Here is a 21,688-nt window from a genome sequence, read left to right as displayed (position 1 = left end):
GTTAAATATTCTTACTTTAATTGTAACCGTTCATCTAGTACTTGTGAAATCCCATCTTCATTATTCGATTTTGATGTCACTTCATCAGCAATCGATTTTAACTCGTCAATCCCGTTTGACATTGCGACACCAACCCCTGCAAATTCAATCATTTCTAAATCATTATTTTCATCACCGAAAGCAATGATGCGTTCTTTCGGAATATCCATCCACTTCGCGACATGTGATAATCCTGCTGCTTTACTGAGACCACTGCGAAAAACTTCGATTACATGACCGAAAGGCGAGTCCCATATACGATTACCCACAACTTCAGCATGAATATGGTCGAGATGTTGAACAATCGTATCAACATTATTTTCATTGGCTTGAATAAGCAAGGACGTCGGATCTTCTTTTAAATAGTTTTGGATCTCCCCAGTTGTTACTTTTGGAGTTCCCATCTTGAAGTTGTCCAAAACTTTTTCATCATGATAATGCAGATAAACATCATCCTTTACTTCGGCAACCATATTGTTCCAAGGAAACTTTTGCATCGCTTCCAAGACTTCTTTCACAACGGAAAGGGAAAGTGTTTCATGAATTGTTTTCCAAGCACGGTTGTCGGGATGATGCACAAAAGCACCATTAAAATTGACAATAGGCGTAGTTAGTCCAAGCTGGCGATAATAAAACTCAGTCGCACGAAACGGTCTGCCTGTTGCAATCATTACATGATGACCTTCATTTTTAGCTTTTTGCAAAGTTTCAGCTGTCTTTTTTGTTATTATTTTATCATCTGTCAATAGAGTCCCATCGAGATCAAGAACGATTAAATGTGGCTTCAAAATAGACCCCCCCTTTATAAGTAAGTTTACCGTTAAGTCATTATGCAAGTCAAAGAAGCAAGCAGCTAAAACAACCTTTTTGTTTTTCTAGAAAAACTTTGGTACGCTGAAACTAAAAGAAAAAGGTTGTGTTTGTATGATTATGAATGAAGAAACTTGGGGAACAATCCCCTTATTACATATAGTAGAAAATGAAAATGAACAAAAAGAAGTCCCAGTCGTTGTCTTTTTCCATGGATTTACAAGTGCGAAAGAACATAATCTTCACTACGCCTATAATCTTGCAAAAAAGGGGATGCGTGTACTTTTGCCTGACGCTCATTTACACGGCGTTCGTGAAGAAAATTTGGATGAAGCGGAATTATCACTTCGATTTTGGGAAATTGTCATCACCTCCATAGAGGAACTAGGGATAGTTCGTAATGAGTTAACAAGCCGTAATTTATTATCTTCCGCGAAAATTGGCGTTGCCGGAACATCGATGGGTGGAATTACAACTTTAGGTGCGTTGAAAATGTACGAATGGATAGATGCGGCTGCTGTCATGATGGGTGCGGCTGGATTTGTAGAATTAGCAAAAGCTCAAATCAAACAATTTGAATCAGAAGGATTTAAATTGCCTGTGACCAAAAATGAACGAGAGAAATTGTTCACTGATTTAGCTGTATTTGATATTACAAAAAATCAGTCTGTATTGAATCAAAGACCGCTATTCTTCTGGCACGGAAAAAATGATCCAGTTGTTCCTTATAAACCGACATATAAGTTTTATCAAGCTGTAAAAGCTGACTATGCCGCTGTTCCTGACCGACTAAGTTTTGTGACTGATAAATATGCATCCCATGCGGTGACCAGGTCAGGCATGCTTGCTTCTGTAAATTGGCTTGCAAGTCATTTGAATGAATGACAGTTGGCTGTTATGATGAAGGTATCATCTGAATTGGAAGGGGTAAAACAATGAGTCAAGAAATGAAAGACAGTATGATGGGCGCAATTGAAAACGTTATTGACCCTGAGCTTGGGATAGATATAGTAAATCTAGGGCTTGTTTATGATGTTGAATTAGATGAAGATGGTACTGCAAAAGTTACGATGACACTTACATCAATGGGATGTCCAATGGGACCTCAAATTGTTGGAAATATTAAACAAGAACTTATGGAGCTTCCAGAAGTAAAAGATGTAGACGTTAATATTGTTTGGAATCCACCTTGGTCAAAAGACAATATGTCGCGTTATGCAAAAATGGCATTAGGCGTACGATAAGCTTTTTATAAATAACAGACTGTATGACTTATTATTAAGTTGTACAGTCTTTTTTTATGTTTAGGAAACTAAATAATACACGCTACGCCGTGGTTTGCGCTCGCTTTTATTTAAATCAATCTGCTTTACCTAGAGGTTAAATCATTATATAATTTAGTTAGTCAAAGATAGTCAAAGTCAGACGAGAGGAAAGGTGATTATGTATGAGAATGCAAGGACAGCAAGAAGACGAACGGACACCACTTGAACAATTTGGTCGCAACCTTGTAGAAGAAGTGAAAAATGGAAAGATGGATCCTGTCATTGGGCGCGATGAAGAAATTCGTAATACAATTCGTATTTTATCACGGAAAACAAAAAACAATCCGGTCTTGATTGGAGAACCAGGGGTAGGGAAGACGGCAATCGTTGAAGGACTCGCCCAACGAATTGTAAAAGGTGATGTTCCAGAGGGATTAAAGGGACGCGAAATTTTCGAACTTGATATGAGTGCACTTATCGCAGGCGCAAAATACCGGGGTGAATTCGAGGAACGGTTAAAAAGTGTTTTAAAACAAGTAAAAGATAGCGAAGGACAAATTATCCTTTTCATCGATGAAATCCATACAATCGTTGGCGCTGGGAAGTCGGACGGGGCAATGGATGCCGGCAATATGTTAAAGCCTATGTTGGCTCGCGGCGAACTTTATTGTATTGGCGCAACGACACTAGATGAATATCGAATGTATATCGAAAAAGATCCAGCATTGGAGCGTCGTTTTCAGCAAGTCATGGTTCGCGAACCTTCTGTTGAAGATACAGTCTCAATCTTAAGAGGATTAAAAGAAATGTATGAATTGCACCACGGCGTGCGTATCCATGACCGGGCCATTGTAGCAGCAGCCGCTTTGTCGAATCGCTATATTACAGAAAGGTTTTTACCTGACAAAGCCATTGATTTAATCGATGAAGCAAGTGCGATGATTCGAACAGAAATCGATTCGATGCCGCAAGAACTTGACGCCGTTACTCGGAGAATGATGCAACTCGAAATTGAAGAGCAAGCCTTGCAGAAAGAGAAAGATCCAGCGAGTCAAACAAGACTTCAACTTTTACGCGAAGAGTTGCAAGAGCTGAAGGATTCTTCTGCTGATATGCGCGCCCAGTGGGAATCGGAAAAAGAAACTTTAAGTAAAATTCAAGAAAAACGAGAACAGCTTGATCAATTCAGACGAGAGTTAGAAGATGCAGAAAATCGCTATGATTTGAATAAAGCCGCAGAACTTCGCCACGGAAAAATTCCTGCAATGGAGGCTGAACTTAAAACATTTGAAGCGCCATTACTTGATGGTAAAGAAAATCGACTTTTACGTGAGGAAGTAACTGAGGAAGAAATCGCGACAATTGTTGCCAGATGGACAGGCATTCCGGTAACTAAATTGGTTGAAGGTGAAAGGGAAAAGCTCCTACGTTTACGTGAAACGCTACAAGAGCGCGTTATTGGGCAAGACGATGCCGTTCAACTTGTAACTGAAGCTGTATGGCGAGCACGTGCAGGCATTCAAGATCCCAATAAACCCATTGGCTCATTCCTGTTTCTTGGCCCAACGGGGGTAGGGAAGACGGAGCTCGCGAAAACGTTAGCCGCGACATTATTTGATTCGGAAGATCATTTCATTCGCATTGATATGTCTGAATATATGGAGAAACATAGTGTTTCTCGACTTGTCGGCGCACCCCCTGGATATATTGGTTATGAAGAAGGCGGACAATTAACGGAAGCTGTTCGACGCAATCCTTATTCAGTTGTGCTATTAGATGAAATTGAAAAAGCGCATCCAGATGTGGCTAATATACTTCTACAAGTGCTTGATGATGGCCGCATTACAGACAGCCAAGGAAGGCTAGTCAATTTCACAAATACGGTTATCATAATGACTTCAAATATTGGCTCATCCTATTTGTTACATGGATTAGCGGATACTGAAAACCATGCCGCTGAAGATCTTGTCATGGCTGAGTTAAGAAATCATTTCAAGCCAGAGCTATTGAACCGAATGGATGACATTATTATTTTTCATTCATTAACTGGTAATGCATTTAAGCGAATTGCAGGGAAAATGATTGAAGACCTCGTAATGAGACTTGACGAGCAAGAAGTGACGATGAAATACGAAGAAGCGGTTTTGGATTGGATTGTCGAAGAAGGGACAGATGCGGATTTCGGCGCACGCCCATTGAAACGATTTATCCAAAGGCATGTCGAGACTGTCGTCGCGCGTGAATTAATCAAAGGCGACATTGGCCCGAACGGAGAATTTCTACTTACGATGGCCGACGGTGAACTCGTTGTAAAAAAACAATAGAACTAAAAAGCAGCTATGGCGTATTTCTCCATAGCTGCTTTTTTAAAATCAATTATCCGAAATAGGTCCTTCTGGCATTGATTCACCAACAAGAATGACTAAAACTCCTACAACTGCTGCTATAATTATACCCGCTTCAAAATTGAATGGAACGTTTGCAATCGCTCCAACAACATAATTAAGCAACGTAACTAAAGCGAATGCCCATACAAAAGTTAAAATGAATCTCAATTTAGCTCACCTCTACATTACTATTTCCTCAAACAATCATACCATAGGCTTGACAGTTGGGAAACAATTATTCAATTAATATAAAGTTTATTTTGGCGAATTGGTGTCGGCCTGTTGTAAAAATCATTCGAATCTCTTATGATTAATACCAGGTACTAATATTAGATGATAAAGAACGGAGGATATTTTTATGAATGCAGGTTTATTAGGAGTAGGAAAATACGTTCCGTCACATATATTAACAAACGCGGATCTTGAAAAACGAATGGATACATCCGATGAATGGATTCGTACTATGACAGGTATTGAGGAAAGAAGAATTGCTGCCGATGATATGGATACATCACATATGGCATACAACGCGGCGGTCAATGCGATAGAAAATTCCGGGGTAAGCCCAGATGACATCGGGTTAATACTTGTCGCCACAGTTACACCGGATCGTCCTTTTCCATCCGTTTCGACGATGCTACAAGAACAGTTAGGCGCTAAAAACGCAGCTGCAATGGATATTTCCGCGGCATGCGCGGGCTTTATGTATGGTTTGGTGACTGCGAAACAGTTTGTTGAATCAAGCACATACGATTACGTGCTCGTCGTTGGTGTTGAGAAATTATCCAAAATAACGGATTGGGATGATCGGAATACAGCTGTCCTATTTGGCGACGGTGCAGGCGCAGCGGTTGTTGGAAAAGTAAGTGAAGGTCGCGGAATTTTATCTTTCGAACTAGGTGCAGATGGGTCGGGCGGTAAACATCTTTATCAAGATGAAAAGCTGATTATGAACGGCCGTGAAGTATTTAAATTTGCAGTACGTCAAATGGGGCAGTCTGCATTGAATGTAATCGAGAAGGCTGGCTTGGGTAAAGACGATGTTGATTATTTAATCCCACATCAGGCTAATATTAGAATCATGGAAGCCTCACGTGAACGACTCGGCTTACCAATTGAGAAAATGTCGAAAACGATTCAGAAATACGGAAATACATCTGCTGCATCAATTCCGATTTCACTTGTCGATGATCTTGAAGAGGGTAAAGTTAAAGACGATGATGTTATCGTCTTCGTTGGTTTCGGTGGAGGATTAACTTGGGGCGCAATTTGTATGCGTTGGGGTAAATAATCGTTCTGAATGCTAATATTAAGAACTGCATTTATACTGAATAATAAGCTATATATTTCGTAAAGGAGAGTTTTAAAACATGACTAAAAGACGTGTAGTTATTACGGGAATTGGCGCTATCTCACCGGTAGGGAATACAGCTGAAGAATCTTGGGAAGCTGTTATTAATGGTAAATCAGGTGTTGGACCGCTGACTAGACTAGACAGTGATCAGTTCCCCGTTAAAGTAGCCGCAGAAGTAAAAGATTTTAATATTGAAGACTATATTGAGCGTAAAGAAGCGCGGAAAATGGACCGTTTCACTCACTACGCGCTTGCAGCATCGATTATGGCAATGAAAGACGCTGGTTTAGAAGAGCTTGATGAAGAACTTAAACTTCGTACAGGCGTATGGATTGGATCAGGAATCGGCGGCATGGAGACACATGAACAGCAGTTTTTAACATTCCAAGAAAGAGGCTATCGCCGTGTAAGTCCTTTCTTTGTACCAATGATGATTCCGGATATGGCTTCTGGTCAGGTTTCGATTCATTTTGGCGCGAAAGGGATTAACTCTTGTACAGTAACTGCTTGTGCATCTGGAACGAATTCGATTGGCGATGCATTCGAGGTGATTCGACGTGGGGATGCAGACGTTATGATTTCAGGTGGTGCTGAAGCGCCAATTACAACGATGTCTGTCGCTGGATTTTGTGCAAACAAAGCACTGTCCTTAAATCCCGATCCAACTCAAGCATCTCGTCCTTTCGATGCCGAACGTGACGGCTTCGTAATCGGTGAAGGTGCGGGAATCGTTATCCTTGAAGAATACGAACATGCAGTCAAGCGTGGAGCGAAAATTTACGCGGAACTTATCGGATACGGCTCAACTGGGGATGCGCATCATATTACAGCTCCAGCTCCAGAAGGCGAAGGTGCGGCACGTGCGATGAGGCAGGCAATAGAAGAAGGAGAGATTTCTCCAGATAAAATCGACTATATTAATGCGCACGGTACAAGTACACCTTATAACGACCAGTTTGAGACGATGGCGGCGAAAACCGTTTTCGGTGACCATGCCTACAAACTTGCGATAAGCTCTACGAAATCGATGACAGGACATCTTCTAGGAGCAGCTGGCGGTCTTGAAGCAATCTTTACAGTCAAAGCACTTCAAGAAGGCATTCTACCACCAACAATGAACTATGTGAATGCTGATCCAGAATGTGACCTGGATGTCGTACCAAACGAAGCACGAAAAGCTAATATCGAATACGCGATGAGCAACTCACTTGGTTTCGGCGGACATAACGCGACACTAATTTTCAAGAAAATATAAAATACAAAAAACGAGTTATTCGATATCGAATAACTCGTTTTTTTATGTTCATTGAATCGTATCCAACAGTCTATATGCTTCTTCTGTGGTAGTTACTGCTAGTAGCTCATTTCTAAAAGTGTCATCCATTAATTTCCGCGAAAGCATTTGTAAGATTTTCAAATGTGCATCGCCGGCACTTTTTTCGGGTACAGCAATCATAAATATTATTTTGGCGTCTGTACCATCAATACTGTTCCAATCAACGCCGGCCTGTTGAAGTCCGAAAACGACGGCAGGACGTTTAACGGCATTGGATTTACCATGCGGAATTGCGATATTTGCACCAATACCTGTCGAACTTTGCGCTTCACGGTTAAAGATGGCTTCTCTGAAAGTCTCTTTTGTATCAAGTACACCGTTAGCATCTAACTTGTTTATTAATTCGTCAATGATGTCATCACGCGTTGTTCCTTGTAAGTTCACATCGATTAAATGTTCATTTGTAATATCTGTTAATTTACGAATCTCACCTTCAGTAGTCGTAGCTTCTGGTGTCACTTCAACATTCTCTTGTGTGTGTGTATCGCCAGCTACTGCAACCGCTGGCTCGAAAGAAACATCTTTCTTTAAAAAGTTTACCATGAATGCCGTTACGAATACCCCGACTGCCGCAGCGATGAAAAACATAACTACATTGTCAACGGCACCAAGAACAGCAACGATTGGTCCGCCGTGAGCAACCTTATTACCAACTTGTCCGATCATCGCAATAACTGCCCCGACCATAGAACCAACCATAATACTTGGAATAACCCGAAGTGGATCTTGTGCGGCAAAGGGAATAGCACCTTCGGTAATCCCGAACAAGCCCATTGTAAACGAGGCTTTTCCTGCTTCTTGTTCCGCTTCACGGTATTTCTTTTTGTTTAAAAATGTTGCAACACCCATGCCGATTGGCGGAATACAAATCGCTACAGCAATGGGTCCCATAATGCCATAATTACCTTCGACAATCATAGCTGCACCGAAGAGGAAGGCAACCTTGTTAAATGGGCCGCCCATATCAAATGAAATCATTGCACCAAGTATAAGTGCAAGTAAAATGGAGCTTGTTCCTTGCATTCCGGCGAGCCAAGTCGTTAACGCCTCAAAAATTCCCGCAACAGGTGCACCGATAATGTAAATGAAAGCTAGTCCAACTATGAGTGAAGCAAAAACCGGGATAATAATAATGGGCATTATGGGTTGTAGCGCCCTTGGAACTTTAATGTTTTTTATAAAGAGCGCAACATAACCCGCCAAGAAACCAGCGATAATTCCGCCGATAAATCCTGCGCCAGCCTCACTACCGTAAAAACTCCCATTGGCAGCGATAAATCCACCGATAAGACCGGGCGCTAGTCCTGGTCTGTCCGCAATACTAACAGCGATAAATCCGGCTAAAATTGGAATCATAAAGGTGAATGCAGTGCCACCTAGGCTTTCAACTGTTTTCCAAACCGAATCTTCAGGGATCACAATCCCGCCAGGCGTTTGCTCTCCACCTAAAGTTAACGCAATCGCAATAAGTAAACCGCCGACAACTATAAACGGTATCATATAGGAAACGCCGTTCATTAAGTGACGATAGATTGGATTTTGCTTGGAACCGTGATCTTCTTGAGAACTTGAAGTTGCGCGTTTACCGGGTTTGTAAACAGGCACTTCACCTGATTTAAATTGGTTGATCAATTCTTTTGGGCGGCGAATTCCATCTTGCACCCCTGTAATGATCACTTTTTTTCCAGCAAATCGTTCTTTATCGATTGTTCTATCAGCAGCAATAATAATTCCGTCTGCTTCTTCAATGTCGCAATCTGTAAGTGCATTTTCAACGCCTGTCGATCCTTGTGTTTCTACTTTTATATCGATGCCAAGCTCTTTACCGGCTTTTTCCAAGTTCTCGGCTGCCATAAACGTATGGGCAATTCCGACTGGACAAGCAGTTACAGCTAGTATTTTCATTTGAACGTCCTCCTTATAGTTACTATGGTTCAACTCTGTCCATATTATATACCCGAATAAGGAAGTAAATAGCTATACTTTTACCGAAACTTCCGGTAAAACACCGTTATTGTGTCAAACTTTTTATAAAAGCGGACGTATTTTTTTGTTGGATTAATTCTTTTACGAGTTCGTCTTGTTCACTTAAAAATGATAATTCATTAAAAAGGCTTTTGGTTACTTTGGTTTCTTCATCAACAACAGCCAGTAAAAATACAAGGGAAACTTTATCTACTCCCCATTCAATTGGCTGTTTCAAAATAGCTACAGCAATACCTGAGTGTAGAATGCCAGATGGATTGCCATGTGGTATCGCAATCGAGGATCCAATTGAAGTCGCTGACGTTCTTTCTCTTAAAACAGCCGTGTGTATGAATTCTTCTTGGACATAACCTCGCTTATATAAGGCGGTAGCTAGCATTTCCACGACTTCATACCGATGTTCTAGATCAATCTGTAAGAAGATAGAGTTTTCATCAATAAAATGAAGCAAAGTAGCATACGCATGTTGTTCGACACTTGCCGGCCCGTCCATGTTAATAAAAGTTTGTAAACGGTCCTGGTCATCTAAATTAAATAAAGGTGAAATAACAATATGCCGAATTGGCATGTCTGGTAACTCAATTGTAGAGATAATAAGGTCCAAGTCATCCGACAAGTAGTTATGTAAATCAGCTTTGCTGATACACTGTACAATTCTTAAATCAGGTAGTTGGCGCTCAACTTTTGATCTTAATAAATTAGACATGCCAATTCCAAGGTGACAAACAATAATTGCGCGTTTTCTCTGTAAAGTTATTTGTTTTTGACGTTCCACCGATGCTTGGAAATGAAGGACAATGTAAGCTACTTCATCTTCAAGTAATATCACCTGGAATAATTCATCAGATTTTTTCAGTGCTAAAATGACCATGCTGAACATATAGGGATACTTATTTTTAATTTCCGTTAGTAATGGGTTTTTAATAGGTAGTTGGTAAGAAAGTCGATTTAGCACTGGTTGTAAGTGAATCATAAGCCCTTGGAATAATGTATGATCACTTGTAAAATCAGTTTTTGTTAACTGCGACATCTCGGTTATTAGTTCAGTGACTAATGTTACGAGAAATGGATTGTTTGTTTCGCCCTCTGTTAGTTTTTTTCCGCTTATTAAGTGCCAGGCTAAGTAAGTTACTTCACTTTCAGGAATTCGGAGCGTGAAAAAAGATTCGATTTCCTTCACCAATTGCTGTGCTTGTTTATATTCCACCCGATTCGTAATGTTTGAATCTTGTCCAGGTAGTGAAATCGGGCTTTTTTGTTTAATTCGCTTAATCGCAATGATTATATGGATGACTAACCTATCAAAAGTTTCATCCGTAAAAACAAACCCGCGCTTTTTAATTATGGATGTTACAAAATTTACTTCATGCTCAGGAAATAGCCGAATAATGGATTGCTGTTCGTGACTATAGGTGGTAACAAGCTGGGCAATTGCGCTACGCCTTTTTGCTTCTTCAGCAATAAGAAACACCCCGACATTCTGTTTTGCTTCTAAAGTAATTTCAAACGGACGAAGCCACCCGGCAATTAATTCTAAATCTTTTTTTATGCTTGTTCTATTTGTAAAGTGCTGTTCAGAAAAGTGTTGCAGTGTCAAGGGATTGACAGCTGTTAAAAGCTCAAAAGTCATGTCAAATATTCGTTCATCAGTTGGTTTCTCACGATTTTTCTGTAATATTGTTAACAATCGGAGTCGGTCTTCTTTTTTCCCAAGTAAAAAAACACCGTAACCTGGTTTTCGGTTGAGTTGAATATTGGAATGTTTGTTAAAAAGATCCGCTGCATATTTCAAGTCATTACGAATTGTTTTTTCTGAGCAGTTTAGTTTCTGTGCCAAGTCATCTACTAGAAGATAGCGCTCTTGGCTAGTTAACAATATATTTATTAATTCAAATTGACGTACATTCATTCATTTCGCCTCTTTAGTTGAAAAATAATCTCCAGTTGTTCTACTTACGAGTATCGTTATTATACCAATGAATACATGACAACTGTATAATTTGGAACAGCATTAGAAAATCCATCGCACATTTCTTTTGAAGAGTAGTTCAAAGTGTGATAAAGATGTAAATGGTGAAAGGATGATTATTTATGAAACAACCATTATTTTTAGAACCGGTATTTCAAGAACGAATATGGGGAGGCTCTGCTTTGAAAGAGCAATTCGGTTACGACACCCCATCAGATAAGACTGGCGAGTGTTGGGCAATTTCTGCACACCCAAACGGGCCATCCATTGTGAAGAATGGTGAATTTGCAGGTCAAACGTTAATTGAACTTTGGGATGAACAACCGGCGTTATTCGGAAGTCATCAGACAGAAGTATTTCCGCTGTTAACAAAAATTTTGGATGCGAATACGAATTTATCTGTTCAAGTTCATCCAGACGATGCGTACGCCAACTTACATGAAAATGGCGAGCTTGGAAAGACCGAGTGCTGGTATATTATCGATTGTGAAGCGGACGCGGAAATCATTTTTGGGCATAATGCCAAGACTAAAGCAGAATTTACTGAGCTGATTAAAAAAGGTGAATGGAATTCTTTACTGCGAAATGTGAAAATTAAACCAGGTGATTTTTTCTACGTGCCAAGCGGAACGATTCATGCGTTGGGTCAAGGAACAGTCGTACTAGAAACACAGCAAAGTTCTGATACAACTTATCGTTTGTATGATTACGACCGAGTTGATCAAGAGGGGCAATTACGTGAATTACATATCGATAAATCGATTGCTGTTTCTACAATTCCCCATAACGACGCTGTAACAACTCCAGAGCAAAGCACTATTTTAGGCGCAAAGATTACAAAGTTTGTTGAAGCAGAGTATTTCACTGTGTATAAATGGGATATCGACGGAACAGCAAATTTCAACTTTAGCCCATTTCTATTGGCAAGTGTCATTGACGGAACGGGCGCCTTAACGATAGGCAATGAATCATACCCGCTTAAAAAGGGTGATCATTTTATCATTCCAGCAAATGCCGGTGATTTTCAGATTGAAGGCAAAGCAACGCTAATTGTTTCGCATATTTAATACGAAAAAGGCAACTCCGCAAATTCCGGAAGTTGCCTTATTTTTATCATTGTCCCTGTACTCGTCTAAAGTGGTGTTACTTGTTCATATAGTGATAGAAAACGTAAAGGGCGATGCGTTATTACACGTGTATTTTTATTTCTCATTAGTTATGGACTACTTGTCGTCAGCATTTCGCATGTCATACTTTATTTTAATTATAGATCGCTTGGTTATGAATGGAGCCAAGTTTTTTATTTTATTTTTCGGACAGCCGATTTTGCATTGTTGGTAATTTCAGCAATTACGCTCACAATTACCGTTGCCTACCGAGGCCCATCGCGTTCTCCATTTTTTTCAGAGTAGCCGATGCAATCGCATTGGCTCTTTCTGCTCCGTCATCTAAAATGCTGTCGAGCTTTGGAGATTCAAGTAAATCATAATACTTTTCTTGGATTGGCGTTAAATGATTGACGACGACTTCTGCTACGCCTGCTTTGAAATCACCATATCTAAGTCCATCATATTTTGAAACGACGTCATCGATTGATAAACCACTTAGGGCAGATTCAATCGTCAATAGATTGGCGACTCCCGGTTTATTTTCTTCATCGAATCGAACGATTCCTTCTGAATCAGTCACTGCACTTTTAATCTTTTTCTCGATTTGTTTAGGCGTGTCGAGTAAGGAAATGGTCGCTCTGTTATTTGGATCGGATTTACTCATTTTCTTCAACGGATCTTGAAGCGATTTTATGCGAGCACCATGTTTTGGAATGCGAATTTCCGGTACTTTTAATGTTTCTCCATAGCGATTATTAAAACGCTCGGCAAGATCACGTGTTAGTTCCAAATGCTGAGTTTGATCATCGCCGACAGGCACAATATCTGTATTATAAAGAAGGATATCGGCAGCCATGAGTGGCGGATACGTGAGTAGTGCAGAAGAAACTCCTTCCTGCCCGTCTGACTTATCTTTAAACTGGGTCATTCGCTCAAGTTCACCAATATAGGATAAGCATTGCATTATCCATCCCGCTTGTGCATGGGCAGGGACTTCTGACTGAATAAATAAGATGGCTTTTTCTGGATCGATGCCGCTCGCGATATAAAGAGCCGCCAGTGAACGAATCGTTTTACTTAATTCTTTAGGATCTTGTTGCACAGTGATTGCATGTTGGTCGACGATGCAAAACAAACAATCATATTCATATTGCAACTCTGTGAATTGGCGGAACGCCCCAATATAATTCCCGATTGTAACTGTTCCTGTAGGTTGTACGCCTGAAAAAATTGTTTTCATTTAAATTCCTCCTCATAATAAAAAGACATCAGGGAAGAATGCAATTCCATTCTTCCTAAGTGAAGAATGTAGTTTCATTCTTCCTTATCATCCCAAATTAAAGGGACGACTGATGTCTTTTTCAACCGCGGTACCACCCAAATTGCCCTAAGGCCTCTCAAAGCTCCTTAACGCGGAGATACGTGACTGACTAGTAAAAAGGTCAATAAATAATTGAACTTTTATTCGTCCGCCAAGCTCAGGAGCCCATTTCACCTCGTGCAGTTATCTGTTTTCACCACCACAGACTCTCTGGGAAGCTAACCCGAGGTTACTTTTTCCTTCAATGCCGATCATTTTCAAGTTATACTCATTATATTCTAAATATGAGCAGAAAGCAAGACTATGCTTATGGCCTAGCCTGCACTTGACCCTTGTCAGAGCTGTACGGGCACCATGTGATTTTGTTCTTTAACACTTTCATTTATGTCGACTTCTTGCTAAACTAGGAGGATAAGATAGGATGGTGTCGAAATCGAAATGAAGATATTGAAATGGGCGCTCGTATTAGTACTTGCTGCGGGAATTGCGATTCCGTCAGGTGTACATGCCGCGGGAAAAAGCAAAGTAGAAAACTTTTCAGAAATGACATATGGTTTCGAAAGCTATGATGAACAACTTGTTGCATCTTCCACATTGTTTCGGTATGACTCAGGGCTAACATTTGACTATCCTGATGCAATTCGAGGCGTATATGTAACCGGACATTCAGCTGGTGGGGCAAGATTTGAAACTTTGGTTAATTTAATGGAGACAACGGATTTAAATGCGATGGTTATCGATATCAAAGATGATTATGGCAACATTACATATGTTCCTGAGGATGACTCGCCGTTGAAAGGCTTGGACATCGGAAAGCCTTATATTAAAAATCCGCGTGCCATGTTAGAAGAAATGGAAGAGAAGCAAATTTATCCAATCGGACGAATTGTCGTTTTTAAAGACAGTGTATTGGCAGAAAAGCGACCTGAGTTATCATTTGTCGATAATGGTGAGGTTTGGAAAAATGGTCGAAAAGAAGCTTTTGTGAATCCCTTTATGAAAGAAGTTTGGGATCATAATATTGAAATTGCGATTGAAGCAGCGAAAATGGGATTCCAAGAAATTCAATTTGATTATGTCCGTTTTCCCGAGGGTTTTGAAAAACGCCATGAATCACTAGCATATGATTTCGAGGATTATAAAGACTCTGAACTTGACCCTGTTCAACGACGTGTAGAGGCAGTAACTGATTTCGTTGCCTATGCTCGCGAAAGGTTGAAACCTTATGGCGTTAAAGTTTCTGTCGATATATTTGGTTATGCTGCAACGCTTGCAGAAGCTCCTGGAATTGGTCAAAACTTCTCGAAAATATCCGAAAATGTGGATGTCATTTCATCGATGATTTACCCAAGTCACTGGACATCATACTTTGGCGTTTCAAAACCGGATACAGAACCGTATAAAATTGTCTCTGAGTATTCAAAAGTAGAGAATAAAGTTCTTGACGCACTTGAAAACAGGCCGATTTCTAGGCCGTGGATTCAAGACTTTAGCGCACCATGGCTCGGCGCAGGAAACTATTTGAATTACGGAAAAAAAGAAGTGGAAGCGCAAATTAAAGCTTTGAAAGACAATGGTATTGATGAGTACTTGCTCTGGAATGCAGGAAACCGATATACATCGGGCGTCAACTATAAACAATAAGTGAAAAAAAGGAAGCACATCGCTGTGTTTCCTTTTTTGTTTCTGCAATACCATTCCGTATAAAAGCCCTATACTAATTGAAGTTTCATTTTATGGAACCTTTTAAGGGTTCATACGTATTAATAGTAGGACAAACTGTATTTTCAATGAATTGAAGCTAAATGAGAAAATGAAATTATGAAAAACACATGTTTATTTTTCCGAGTCGTGGGTATACCATTATATAAGAGTTGAAAGTCAGCGACAAGTCATGAAAAACCTCATTATATTGCGGAATTGTGACAAGTTGTTTATAAAAAGCAAGTAATTTTGAAAAAGTGTTTTATTCATTAATAAAGTTGTGTATAATAATAGATAGGAGTTTAGTTTAAAATAATTCTAATTTAGTTTCATTTTAAATAAGTGCAAATAGAACGAGCCGATTTGAAAGGAAGGGTTTGCGTATGATGGTCACATTATTCACTTCGCCAAGCTGTACGTCATGCAGAAAAGCAAAAGCATGGTTGGAGGAACATGAAATTCCGTATACAGAACGAAACATCTTTTCAGAGCCTTTGAATATTGATGAGATAAAAGAAATTCTTCGAATGACAGAAGATGGTACCGATGAAATTATCTCAACAAGATCAAAAATCTATCAAAAACTTAATGTCGATGTGGAAAGTCTTCCATTACAACGACTCTACGAATTGATTCAAGAGCATCCGGGTCTGTTAAGACGACCAATCATTCTTGATGAAAAAAGGCTTCAAGTAGGATATAATGAAGATGAAATCCGTCGTTTCCTACCAAGAAAAGTTAGGGCCTATCAGCTGCTTGAAGCGCGGCGCATGGTCAACTAAGTGAAAGTTATTAAAAGCTGATAGGGGGACATTGAAAAATGCCGTTCACCTATCAGCTTTTGTCTTTCCCTTGCTTTCCCGACGGGTGTTAATTACAATGGCTTTTACTATCAAAATGTATTGATCTGTGGTTAAACCCTTACAAATCTTGCCGCATGGTCATATAATGAATATAAGCATTGTAGGATTATTTCATTCTTTGACAGGGGAATATTTACAAAACCTATTTTATAGGGAGGGGGAGATAAAGATGGAAATAGAACGGATAAATGAAAATACTGTTAAATTTTTTCTTTCATATATGGATATCGAGGAACGTGGGTTTACCCGTGAAGAGGTATGGTATAACCGGGAAAAGAGTGAAGAGCTTTTCTGGGATATGATGGATGAGATTAATGATGAAGCAGAATTCGAGGCGGAAGGCCCGTTATGGATTCAAGTTCATGCGAAGAAAAATGGCATAGAAGTGACGGTTACACGTGCGAATACGGCCGATGGTCAACTTGGTGAATCCCCGTTTGGTTCAGATGCTGAACATGATGTCTTTCATGATATCGGTGGGGGAAGCTTTCAGTCTATGGAAGACATATTAAGTGCTACGGAAAATAACGTGGAATGGATGGAAAACACGTTTGAATTTAATGAGTTCGAAAATGTTATTCAACTTGCCAGTCGGATGCGCCACTATGAAGCGAAGACATCACTCTACTCTTATAACAACAAATACTATCTACATGTTGTATTTGATTCGGAACAGATGGATGATAAAGAAAAAACAAATATGTTTAGTGTACTATCTGAATTCGGAGTTCCTACTAAGACAACAATCCATCTTCTTGAAGAATATGGCCATATAATTGTTGAATCTGATGTTTTTACGCAAATAACAAAGTACTTTTGATCAAAGAAAATAAATTGCCGCAGCAACTTATAAAAGGTTGTTGCTTTTTTTTGTTCTCATTTGCAAATTAGCATATAGTTTCGTAATATTATGAAAAGGAGCGTGGTTTTTATATTGACTGCAAAAACTGAAGATGGAACAATTATTACCCTTTCAACCAAAATGCGAAGAGAACAATTAAGAGAATGGCGAAACTCGAATTTGTTTTATTGTCCTGGATGCAATGATACTGTGCATTTAAAAGTGGGCGACATAGTAATCCCGCATTTTGCTCATAAAAAAGACAAGTCCTGTTCAGCATCGTTCTCAGAAGGCGAATCGAAAGAACACCTTCAAGGTAAACATGATCTATTCACCTTTTTTGAAAGAATTGGCGTGGAAGTTAAATTAGAACCCTATTTCAATGATTTAGCACAGCGACCTGATCTTCTCGTAACAAACAACACTGGACAAATTCCAATTGAGTTTCAATGTAGCGCTATACCAATCAAACATATTAAGTCAAGAACAGCCGGATATAAAAAAGCGGGTATGGCTCCGATTTGGATCTTACACACGCCTAGAAAAATAATGGCACTCCCCCAAGGTGTCGGTATATTTCAGCTTTCTGAATTTGAAAAAAGTTTTTTAACTGAAACCTTTCCCAAAGGTATTAATTTCCTCACGTATAACCCTCAGTTTGAACGTTTCCATTATTTCAGTAGCCTTCTTCATATAGCAGGTAGACGATATATTGGTTTACACCGAACACTCCCTATCAAGAAACAAATCTTTCCATTCGCTCAACCAAAAAATCCAAATGAAGATGAACTTCAAAACTATGCTACGCTTTTTTTGGCTATGCGTAAAAAGTTTCTGCGAAATCGAATCTTGCATAATCGAAAAGGTGTGAATGATCCATTTCTTCGTAATTGTTATGAACTTAGAATACTACCATCCGAACTTCCGTTATGGATTGGAATTCCCGTCACCCATATAAATCCATTTCGAGAACATCCTTGCGAATGGCAATTAGCATTCGTTCATTTTTTGCATAGTGAGAAATTGACTGTTCATACTATATGTGATGATTTCATATGTAGCTTTGTTAAAAATTTTCAAGGTCCAATAGATACCCAGTTAATCGCATGTATGAACTATCGTGATTTTTTACTGTCGTTGAATATGGAGTCGTTGGATAACATTGCGAACTTTGAAGAAAGGCAATTTATAGAACTACTTTCGCACAAATTCCTTGCAAAGTGAAATGAATATTGAGAAAATGAAAGTTGTTCGTTACTCGAAGTAACGACTAAAGGGGGAAGAAATATGTCGAATGACCAAAAGAATAAAGTATTAACTCGAGACGAAGTAAATGTTGAAGAAACTTGGCGATTAGAAGATATTTTTGCTTCTGACAGTGCCTGGGAACAAGAATATAAAGAAGTTGATGCATTATCTAATAAAGCGGAGTCGTTTAAAGGAAAGCTTGAAGACGGAGCGGATGCTTTATTTGATGCGCTCAAGTACCGTGATGAACTTTCGGAAAAACTACGTCGTTTATATGTGTATTCCCATTTGAAATCAGACCAAGACACGACAAATAGTTTCTATCAAGCAATGGATGGTCGTATCAAAACGCTTTTCGTAAAAGTATCCACTGCACTTTCTTATTTCTTGCCGGAACTCTTATCAATTGATGAAGAAAAACTCAATGCTTGGGTTGAAGAGCATGAGGGGCTTCGTTTGTATAAGCAGGAATTTGAAGAAGTCAATAAGCAACGTCCACATGTATTGCCAGCAGAACAAGAAGCACTTCTGGCACAACTCTCAGAAGTTACAGGTCAATCTTCAGAGACATTCAGCATGTTAAACAATGCGGATCTAAAATTTCCTAAAGTGAAAAATGAAGACGGCGAAGAAGTTGAATTATCGCATGGCCGTTATATCGGATTCTTAGAAAGTGGCGATCCACGCGTTCGTGAAGAAGCATTTAAAGCGATGTATTCGACCTACGATAAGTATTCAAATACTTTTGCCTCAACACTTTCAGGAAATATTAAACGAGATAATGTGAACGCGCGTATCCGGAATTATGCCAATGCCCGAGAAGCCGCCATGTCAAATAATCACATACCAGAGCAAGTATACGATAATCTTGTAAAAACGATTAATGATAATGTTCATTTATTACAAAGGTATGTAGCACTACGTAAAAAAGTTTTCGAACTAGATGAGCTTCATATGTGGGATTTGTTTGCGCCGCTAGTTAAAGACGTAGACATTAAATATTCGTATGAAGAAGCCGCCCAGACAATGATGGAGAGCTTTCACCCATTAGGTGAGGAATATACGTCCATTGTCAAAGAGGGCCTTGACAATCGATGGGTAGACGTTCGAGAAAACGTTGGAAAACGTTCGGGTGCTTATTCATCAGGAGCCTATGGAACAAACCCATATATTTTAATGAACTGGCAAGATAATGTTAGTAACTTATTTACACTCGCTCATGAGTTTGGCCATAGTGTACACAGTTATTATTCACGTAAACATCAACCATTTATCTACAGTGGTTATTCAATATTTGTCGCTGAAGTTGCATCAACAGTGAACGAAGCGATTTTAAACGATCATTTATTGAAAACGACTGAAGATGAACAACAACGAATTTATTTGTTAAATAATTGGTTGGATGGTTTCCGGGGAACTGTTTTCCGTCAAACAATGTTTGCAGAATTTGAACATTTAATTCACGAATTGGATCAACAAGGTGTCGCGTTAACTGCTGAAAAGCTTACAGAAGAATATTACTTATTGAATAAAAAGTACTTTGGTGATGATTTAGTTGTCGATGAGGAAATCGGCGTAGAGTGGGCTAGAATTCCACATTTCTATTATAATTATTATGTTTATCAATACGCAACGGGTTATAGTGCAGCTGTTTCATTAAGCAATCAAATCTTAACGGAAGGCGAGCCTGCTGTCGAACGATATATTAACAACTTCTTGAAAGCAGGGTCATCTGACTATCCAATCGAAGTGCTTAAAAAGGCTGGAGTCGATATGACGAGTTCAGCGCCAATTGAAGAAGCATGCCGCGTCTTCGAAGAGAAGTTAAACGAACTCGAATCACTTTTATTAAAATAAGAAAAAACGAGAAGAAATCCATTCATTTATTGAAATGGATTTCTTCTCATTTTTGTTGATCTTAAACATCATTTGTGACAATCTTGTTAAATCGATTGTGAAATGTTGATGTATCTATTATTTCATGATAAAGTAAGGATGTGAAATAAATCACATATCAAACATACACCCCTTTTGTTTGAACGTGAACATTTCTCCCATTCCCTTTTATAAAAGAGCATCCACTCCCCCCCAGGTGTTGGATGCTCTTTTCGTTTTGCAGATTAACAAATCAAAAAAGAGCTGACCGATTTAAAACGGTCAGCTCTTTTTGATTAATAACATTTTTGTCGCCATAATGTTGTTTCGTTAAACGCTATACGTTGCACATGTTGTTGTAAAAGTCGCTTTTTTAGTTCGCGTTCTGCAGACTTTTCGGTAATGTCGTAAATACTGGCGATTTCCTTTGTCGTAAGTGTATCAAATCGACTAAATAGGGTCTCAAGTGGAGGAGGGCAGTCCGGTATAATGGTTTGACCAATAAGCTCCTCGAGAATTTGAACATATATTTCATATTCATATATGCCACTCACTTTTAATCCTTCATCTTCGATATTTGAATTGAAAAATACGAAAGTAGGTGCGTGTTCGACTTCCATTTCTTGCGCCATGAAAAAATCAATTTGCAATGAGCGATGCACATTTTTTGAAGTGAAATCGCGTATGAATTCATTCACGTCTAAATGGAGTAGCTCTGCGATTTCAACGAGTACTGAAAATGATGTGACATTTCGAGATTTCAAATACGAGTATTCAAATAGCTTTGAAATGAAACGTTGTCCTGCTCGTTTTCCTTGAAATTCTGCGGCTTTAATTGCAATTGAAGGAAACGATGGGTGTGATTTCTCACAAGATTCATAGGAACTATCATTGATTGTACAAGTTAAATTCATCGTTGGTAGAGATGTGCGCAATATAATTCTTAAAGTAAAATACTTTTCGTAGGCAACTTGTAATTTACGTAGTATAGGTTGCAGACCCCAACATTCACTGCATGTCGGATCGATAAAAACATATAATTCAATCGGCCTAGTCAATAAGGATGGATTCAACGGGTTTTCCATCATAGGACGCGAAATCACGAATTATCCCCCTTATTCACCATGTGTCTAGCAGTTAATGCTAGACGCTTATAATAGAATTCACGTAATTGTCCATCGAGTCCGACTTCATCCATTGCCTCAGACATACACGCCAACCAAGCATCAGCACGTACAGGAGTGATTGGAAAAGGATTATGACGTGCTTTCATCATTGGGTGTCCATGTTCATCACTATATAAATTAGGTCCGCCTAAGTATTGAGTTTGAAATTGTTTTTGTTTTCGAGCAGTTTCCGTTAAGTCATCCGGGAAAATAGAGTGTAAATCAGGATGAACGGCCACTTTTTCATAAAATAAATCGATTAGCTCTGATAATTTCTCTTCGCCAATCATTTCATATGGAATCAAAGGTTTACGGGTCATTTTTGATTTATCTCCTTTGCTCTGACTGTATTGATATTCTACCAACGCTTGAGGACTTTCACAAATAAACCGCTCTTTATAGAAGTAAAAGTTCT

At 39.2% G+C, this 21,688-nt stretch carries 19 protein-coding genes and 1 other annotated feature; of the genes, 12 read left to right on the top strand and 7 right to left on the bottom strand.

Translation table 11 applies throughout. The features are described from left to right. Positions 1–11: 11 nt before the first annotated feature. Entirely contained in the window at positions 12–827 is an 816-nt protein-coding gene (locus tag J4G36_RS08630) for a Cof-type HAD-IIB family hydrolase (RefSeq protein ID WP_210469610.1), read from the bottom strand. Between the two features lie 142 nt (positions 828–969). On the opposite strand from J4G36_RS08630, the gene J4G36_RS08625 reads away from it, so the two are divergent. The 3 genes from J4G36_RS08625 to J4G36_RS08615 all read left to right on the top strand — a co-directional run bounded on the left by J4G36_RS08625 (position 970) and on the right by J4G36_RS08615 (position 4,438). Then, entirely contained in the window at positions 970–1,734 is a 765-nt protein-coding gene (locus tag J4G36_RS08625; protein ID WP_368668738.1) for a prolyl oligopeptidase family serine peptidase, read from the top strand. 50 nt (positions 1,735–1,784) lie between these two features. After that, entirely contained in the window at positions 1,785–2,093 is a 309-nt protein-coding gene (locus J4G36_RS08620; RefSeq protein ID WP_210469608.1) for a metal-sulfur cluster assembly factor, read from the top strand. 209 nt (positions 2,094–2,302) lie between these two features. After that, entirely contained in the window at positions 2,303–4,438 is a 2,136-nt protein-coding gene (locus J4G36_RS08615) for an ATP-dependent Clp protease ATP-binding subunit (RefSeq protein ID WP_210470495.1), read from the top strand. Between the two features lie 48 nt (positions 4,439–4,486). Here J4G36_RS08615 and J4G36_RS08610 read toward each other — a convergent pair whose 3' ends face one another. Continuing rightward, complete coding sequence (locus J4G36_RS08610) at positions 4,487–4,669, bottom strand: DUF2929 family protein (protein ID WP_210469607.1); 183 nt, start codon at positions 4,667–4,669, stop codon at positions 4,487–4,489. A 190-nt stretch (positions 4,670–4,859) separates the two neighbouring features. On the opposite strand from J4G36_RS08610, the gene J4G36_RS08605 reads away from it, so the two are divergent. Further along, positions 4,860–5,792, top strand: coding sequence for a beta-ketoacyl-ACP synthase III (locus J4G36_RS08605; RefSeq protein WP_210469606.1), 933 nt, complete (start codon positions 4,860–4,862; stop codon positions 5,790–5,792). Positions 5,793–5,871: 79 nt separating this feature from the next. Beyond that, on the top strand, positions 5,872–7,110 hold the full coding sequence (gene fabF, locus J4G36_RS08600; RefSeq protein ID WP_210469605.1) for a beta-ketoacyl-ACP synthase II: 1,239 nt from the start codon (positions 5,872–5,874) through the stop codon (positions 7,108–7,110). Positions 7,111–7,158: 48 nt separating this feature from the next. Here fabF and J4G36_RS08595 read toward each other — a convergent pair whose 3' ends face one another. Together J4G36_RS08595 and J4G36_RS08590 are read right to left on the bottom strand one after the other, a co-directional pair. Next, a complete protein-coding gene (locus J4G36_RS08595; protein ID WP_210469604.1) occupies positions 7,159–9,096 on the bottom strand; it encodes a PTS fructose transporter subunit IIABC in 1,938 nt (645 codons plus the stop codon). Positions 9,097–9,202: 106 nt separating this feature from the next. Beyond that, entirely contained in the window at positions 9,203–11,086 is a 1,884-nt protein-coding gene (locus J4G36_RS08590) for a BglG family transcription antiterminator (protein ID WP_210469603.1), read from the bottom strand. A gap of 182 nt (positions 11,087–11,268) precedes the next feature. On the opposite strand from J4G36_RS08590, the gene manA reads away from it, so the two are divergent. Together manA and J4G36_RS18935 are read left to right on the top strand one after the other, a co-directional pair. Continuing rightward, the gene (manA, locus tag J4G36_RS08585) at positions 11,269–12,213 is read left to right on the top strand and encodes a mannose-6-phosphate isomerase, class I (RefSeq protein ID WP_210469602.1); all 945 of its coding nucleotides are present in this window, start codon (positions 11,269–11,271) and stop codon (positions 12,211–12,213) included. A gap of 120 nt (positions 12,214–12,333) precedes the next feature. Then, the gene (locus tag J4G36_RS18935) at positions 12,334–12,558 is read left to right on the top strand and encodes a YuzI family membrane protein (RefSeq protein ID WP_483315894.1); all 225 of its coding nucleotides are present in this window, start codon (positions 12,334–12,336) and stop codon (positions 12,556–12,558) included. On the opposite strand, the gene trpS is transcribed toward J4G36_RS18935, so the two are convergent. After that, positions 12,509–13,495: a tryptophan--tRNA ligase gene (gene trpS / locus J4G36_RS08580; RefSeq protein ID WP_210469601.1), complete on the bottom strand. Its 987-nt coding sequence runs from the start codon at positions 13,493–13,495 to the stop codon at positions 12,509–12,511. The two genes, J4G36_RS18935 and trpS, sit on opposite strands and share 50 nt — an antisense overlap. Positions 13,496–13,593: 98 nt before the next feature. Further along, positions 13,594–13,830 (bottom strand) — a binding site (T-box leader). A gap of 184 nt (positions 13,831–14,014) precedes the next feature. On the opposite strand from trpS, the gene J4G36_RS08575 reads away from it, so the two are divergent. From J4G36_RS08575 to pepF, 5 genes are all read left to right on the top strand, one after another. After that, entirely contained in the window at positions 14,015–15,220 is a 1,206-nt protein-coding gene (locus tag J4G36_RS08575; protein ID WP_210469600.1) for a putative glycoside hydrolase, read from the top strand. Positions 15,221–15,666: 446 nt separating this feature from the next. Further along, complete coding sequence (gene spxA, locus J4G36_RS08570; RefSeq protein ID WP_166739594.1) at positions 15,667–16,062, top strand: transcriptional regulator SpxA; 396 nt, start codon at positions 15,667–15,669, stop codon at positions 16,060–16,062. 250 nt (positions 16,063–16,312) lie between these two features. Further along, positions 16,313–16,963: an adaptor protein MecA gene (gene mecA / locus J4G36_RS08565; protein WP_210469599.1), complete on the top strand. Its 651-nt coding sequence runs from the start codon at positions 16,313–16,315 to the stop codon at positions 16,961–16,963. A gap of 114 nt (positions 16,964–17,077) precedes the next feature. Beyond that, positions 17,078–18,208 (top strand): competence protein CoiA, encoded by a 1,131-nt coding sequence (locus tag J4G36_RS08560; RefSeq protein ID WP_210469598.1) that lies wholly within the window; start codon positions 17,078–17,080, stop codon positions 18,206–18,208. 63 nt (positions 18,209–18,271) lie between these two features. Further along, entirely contained in the window at positions 18,272–20,089 is a 1,818-nt protein-coding gene (gene pepF / locus J4G36_RS08555; protein WP_210469597.1) for an oligoendopeptidase F, read from the top strand. Positions 20,090–20,403: 314 nt separating this feature from the next. On the opposite strand, the gene J4G36_RS08550 is transcribed toward pepF, so the two are convergent. Beyond that, on the bottom strand, positions 20,404–21,210 hold the full coding sequence (locus tag J4G36_RS08550; RefSeq protein ID WP_368668736.1) for a DsbA family protein: 807 nt from the start codon (positions 21,208–21,210) through the stop codon (positions 20,404–20,406). Beyond that, positions 21,207–21,593, bottom strand: coding sequence for a globin domain-containing protein (locus tag J4G36_RS08545; protein ID WP_210469596.1), 387 nt, complete (start codon positions 21,591–21,593; stop codon positions 21,207–21,209). The genes J4G36_RS08550 and J4G36_RS08545 overlap by 4 nt, the downstream gene beginning before the upstream one ends. Positions 21,594–21,688: the final 95 nt, after the last annotated feature.

Source organism: Sporosarcina sp. 6E9, from assembly GCF_017921835.1.
In the GTDB taxonomy this organism is placed as follows: domain Bacteria; phylum Bacillota; class Bacilli; order Bacillales_A; family Planococcaceae; genus Sporosarcina.
Note: the sequence above shows the minus strand (reverse complement) of the source record. Positions and strands in the feature narration are given on the sequence as shown.

What these genes read in the sequence shown, in the direction of transcription:
- J4G36_RS08625 (WP_368668738.1), top strand. Translation starts at nt 970, where the DNA reads ATGAATGAAGAAACTTGGGGAACAATCCCCTTATTACATATAGTAGAA.
- J4G36_RS08620 (WP_210469608.1), top strand. Translation starts at nt 1,785, where the DNA reads ATGAGTCAAGAAATGAAAGACAGTATGATGGGCGCAATTGAAAACGTT.
- J4G36_RS08615 (WP_210470495.1), top strand. Translation starts at nt 2,303, where the DNA reads ATGCAAGGACAGCAAGAAGACGAACGGACACCACTTGAACAATTTGGT.
- J4G36_RS08605 (WP_210469606.1), top strand. Translation starts at nt 4,860, where the DNA reads ATGAATGCAGGTTTATTAGGAGTAGGAAAATACGTTCCGTCACATATA.
- fabF (WP_210469605.1), top strand. Translation starts at nt 5,872, where the DNA reads ATGACTAAAAGACGTGTAGTTATTACGGGAATTGGCGCTATCTCACCG.
- J4G36_RS08595 (WP_210469604.1), bottom strand. Translation starts at nt 9,096, where the DNA reads ATGAAAATACTAGCTGTAACTGCTTGTCCAGTCGGAATTGCCCATACG.
- J4G36_RS08590 (WP_210469603.1), bottom strand. Translation starts at nt 11,086, where the DNA reads ATGAATGTACGTCAATTTGAATTAATAAATATATTGTTAACTAGCCAA.
- manA (WP_210469602.1), top strand. Translation starts at nt 11,269, where the DNA reads ATGAAACAACCATTATTTTTAGAACCGGTATTTCAAGAACGAATATGG.
- trpS (WP_210469601.1), bottom strand. Translation starts at nt 13,495, where the DNA reads ATGAAAACAATTTTTTCAGGCGTACAACCTACAGGAACAGTTACAATC.
- J4G36_RS08575 (WP_210469600.1), top strand. Translation starts at nt 14,015, where the DNA reads ATGAAGATATTGAAATGGGCGCTCGTATTAGTACTTGCTGCGGGAATT.
- spxA (WP_166739594.1), top strand. Translation starts at nt 15,667, where the DNA reads ATGGTCACATTATTCACTTCGCCAAGCTGTACGTCATGCAGAAAAGCA.
- mecA (WP_210469599.1), top strand. Translation starts at nt 16,313, where the DNA reads ATGGAAATAGAACGGATAAATGAAAATACTGTTAAATTTTTTCTTTCA.
- pepF (WP_210469597.1), top strand. Translation starts at nt 18,272, where the DNA reads ATGTCGAATGACCAAAAGAATAAAGTATTAACTCGAGACGAAGTAAAT.
- J4G36_RS08545 (WP_210469596.1), bottom strand. Translation starts at nt 21,593, where the DNA reads ATGACCCGTAAACCTTTGATTCCATATGAAATGATTGGCGAAGAGAAA.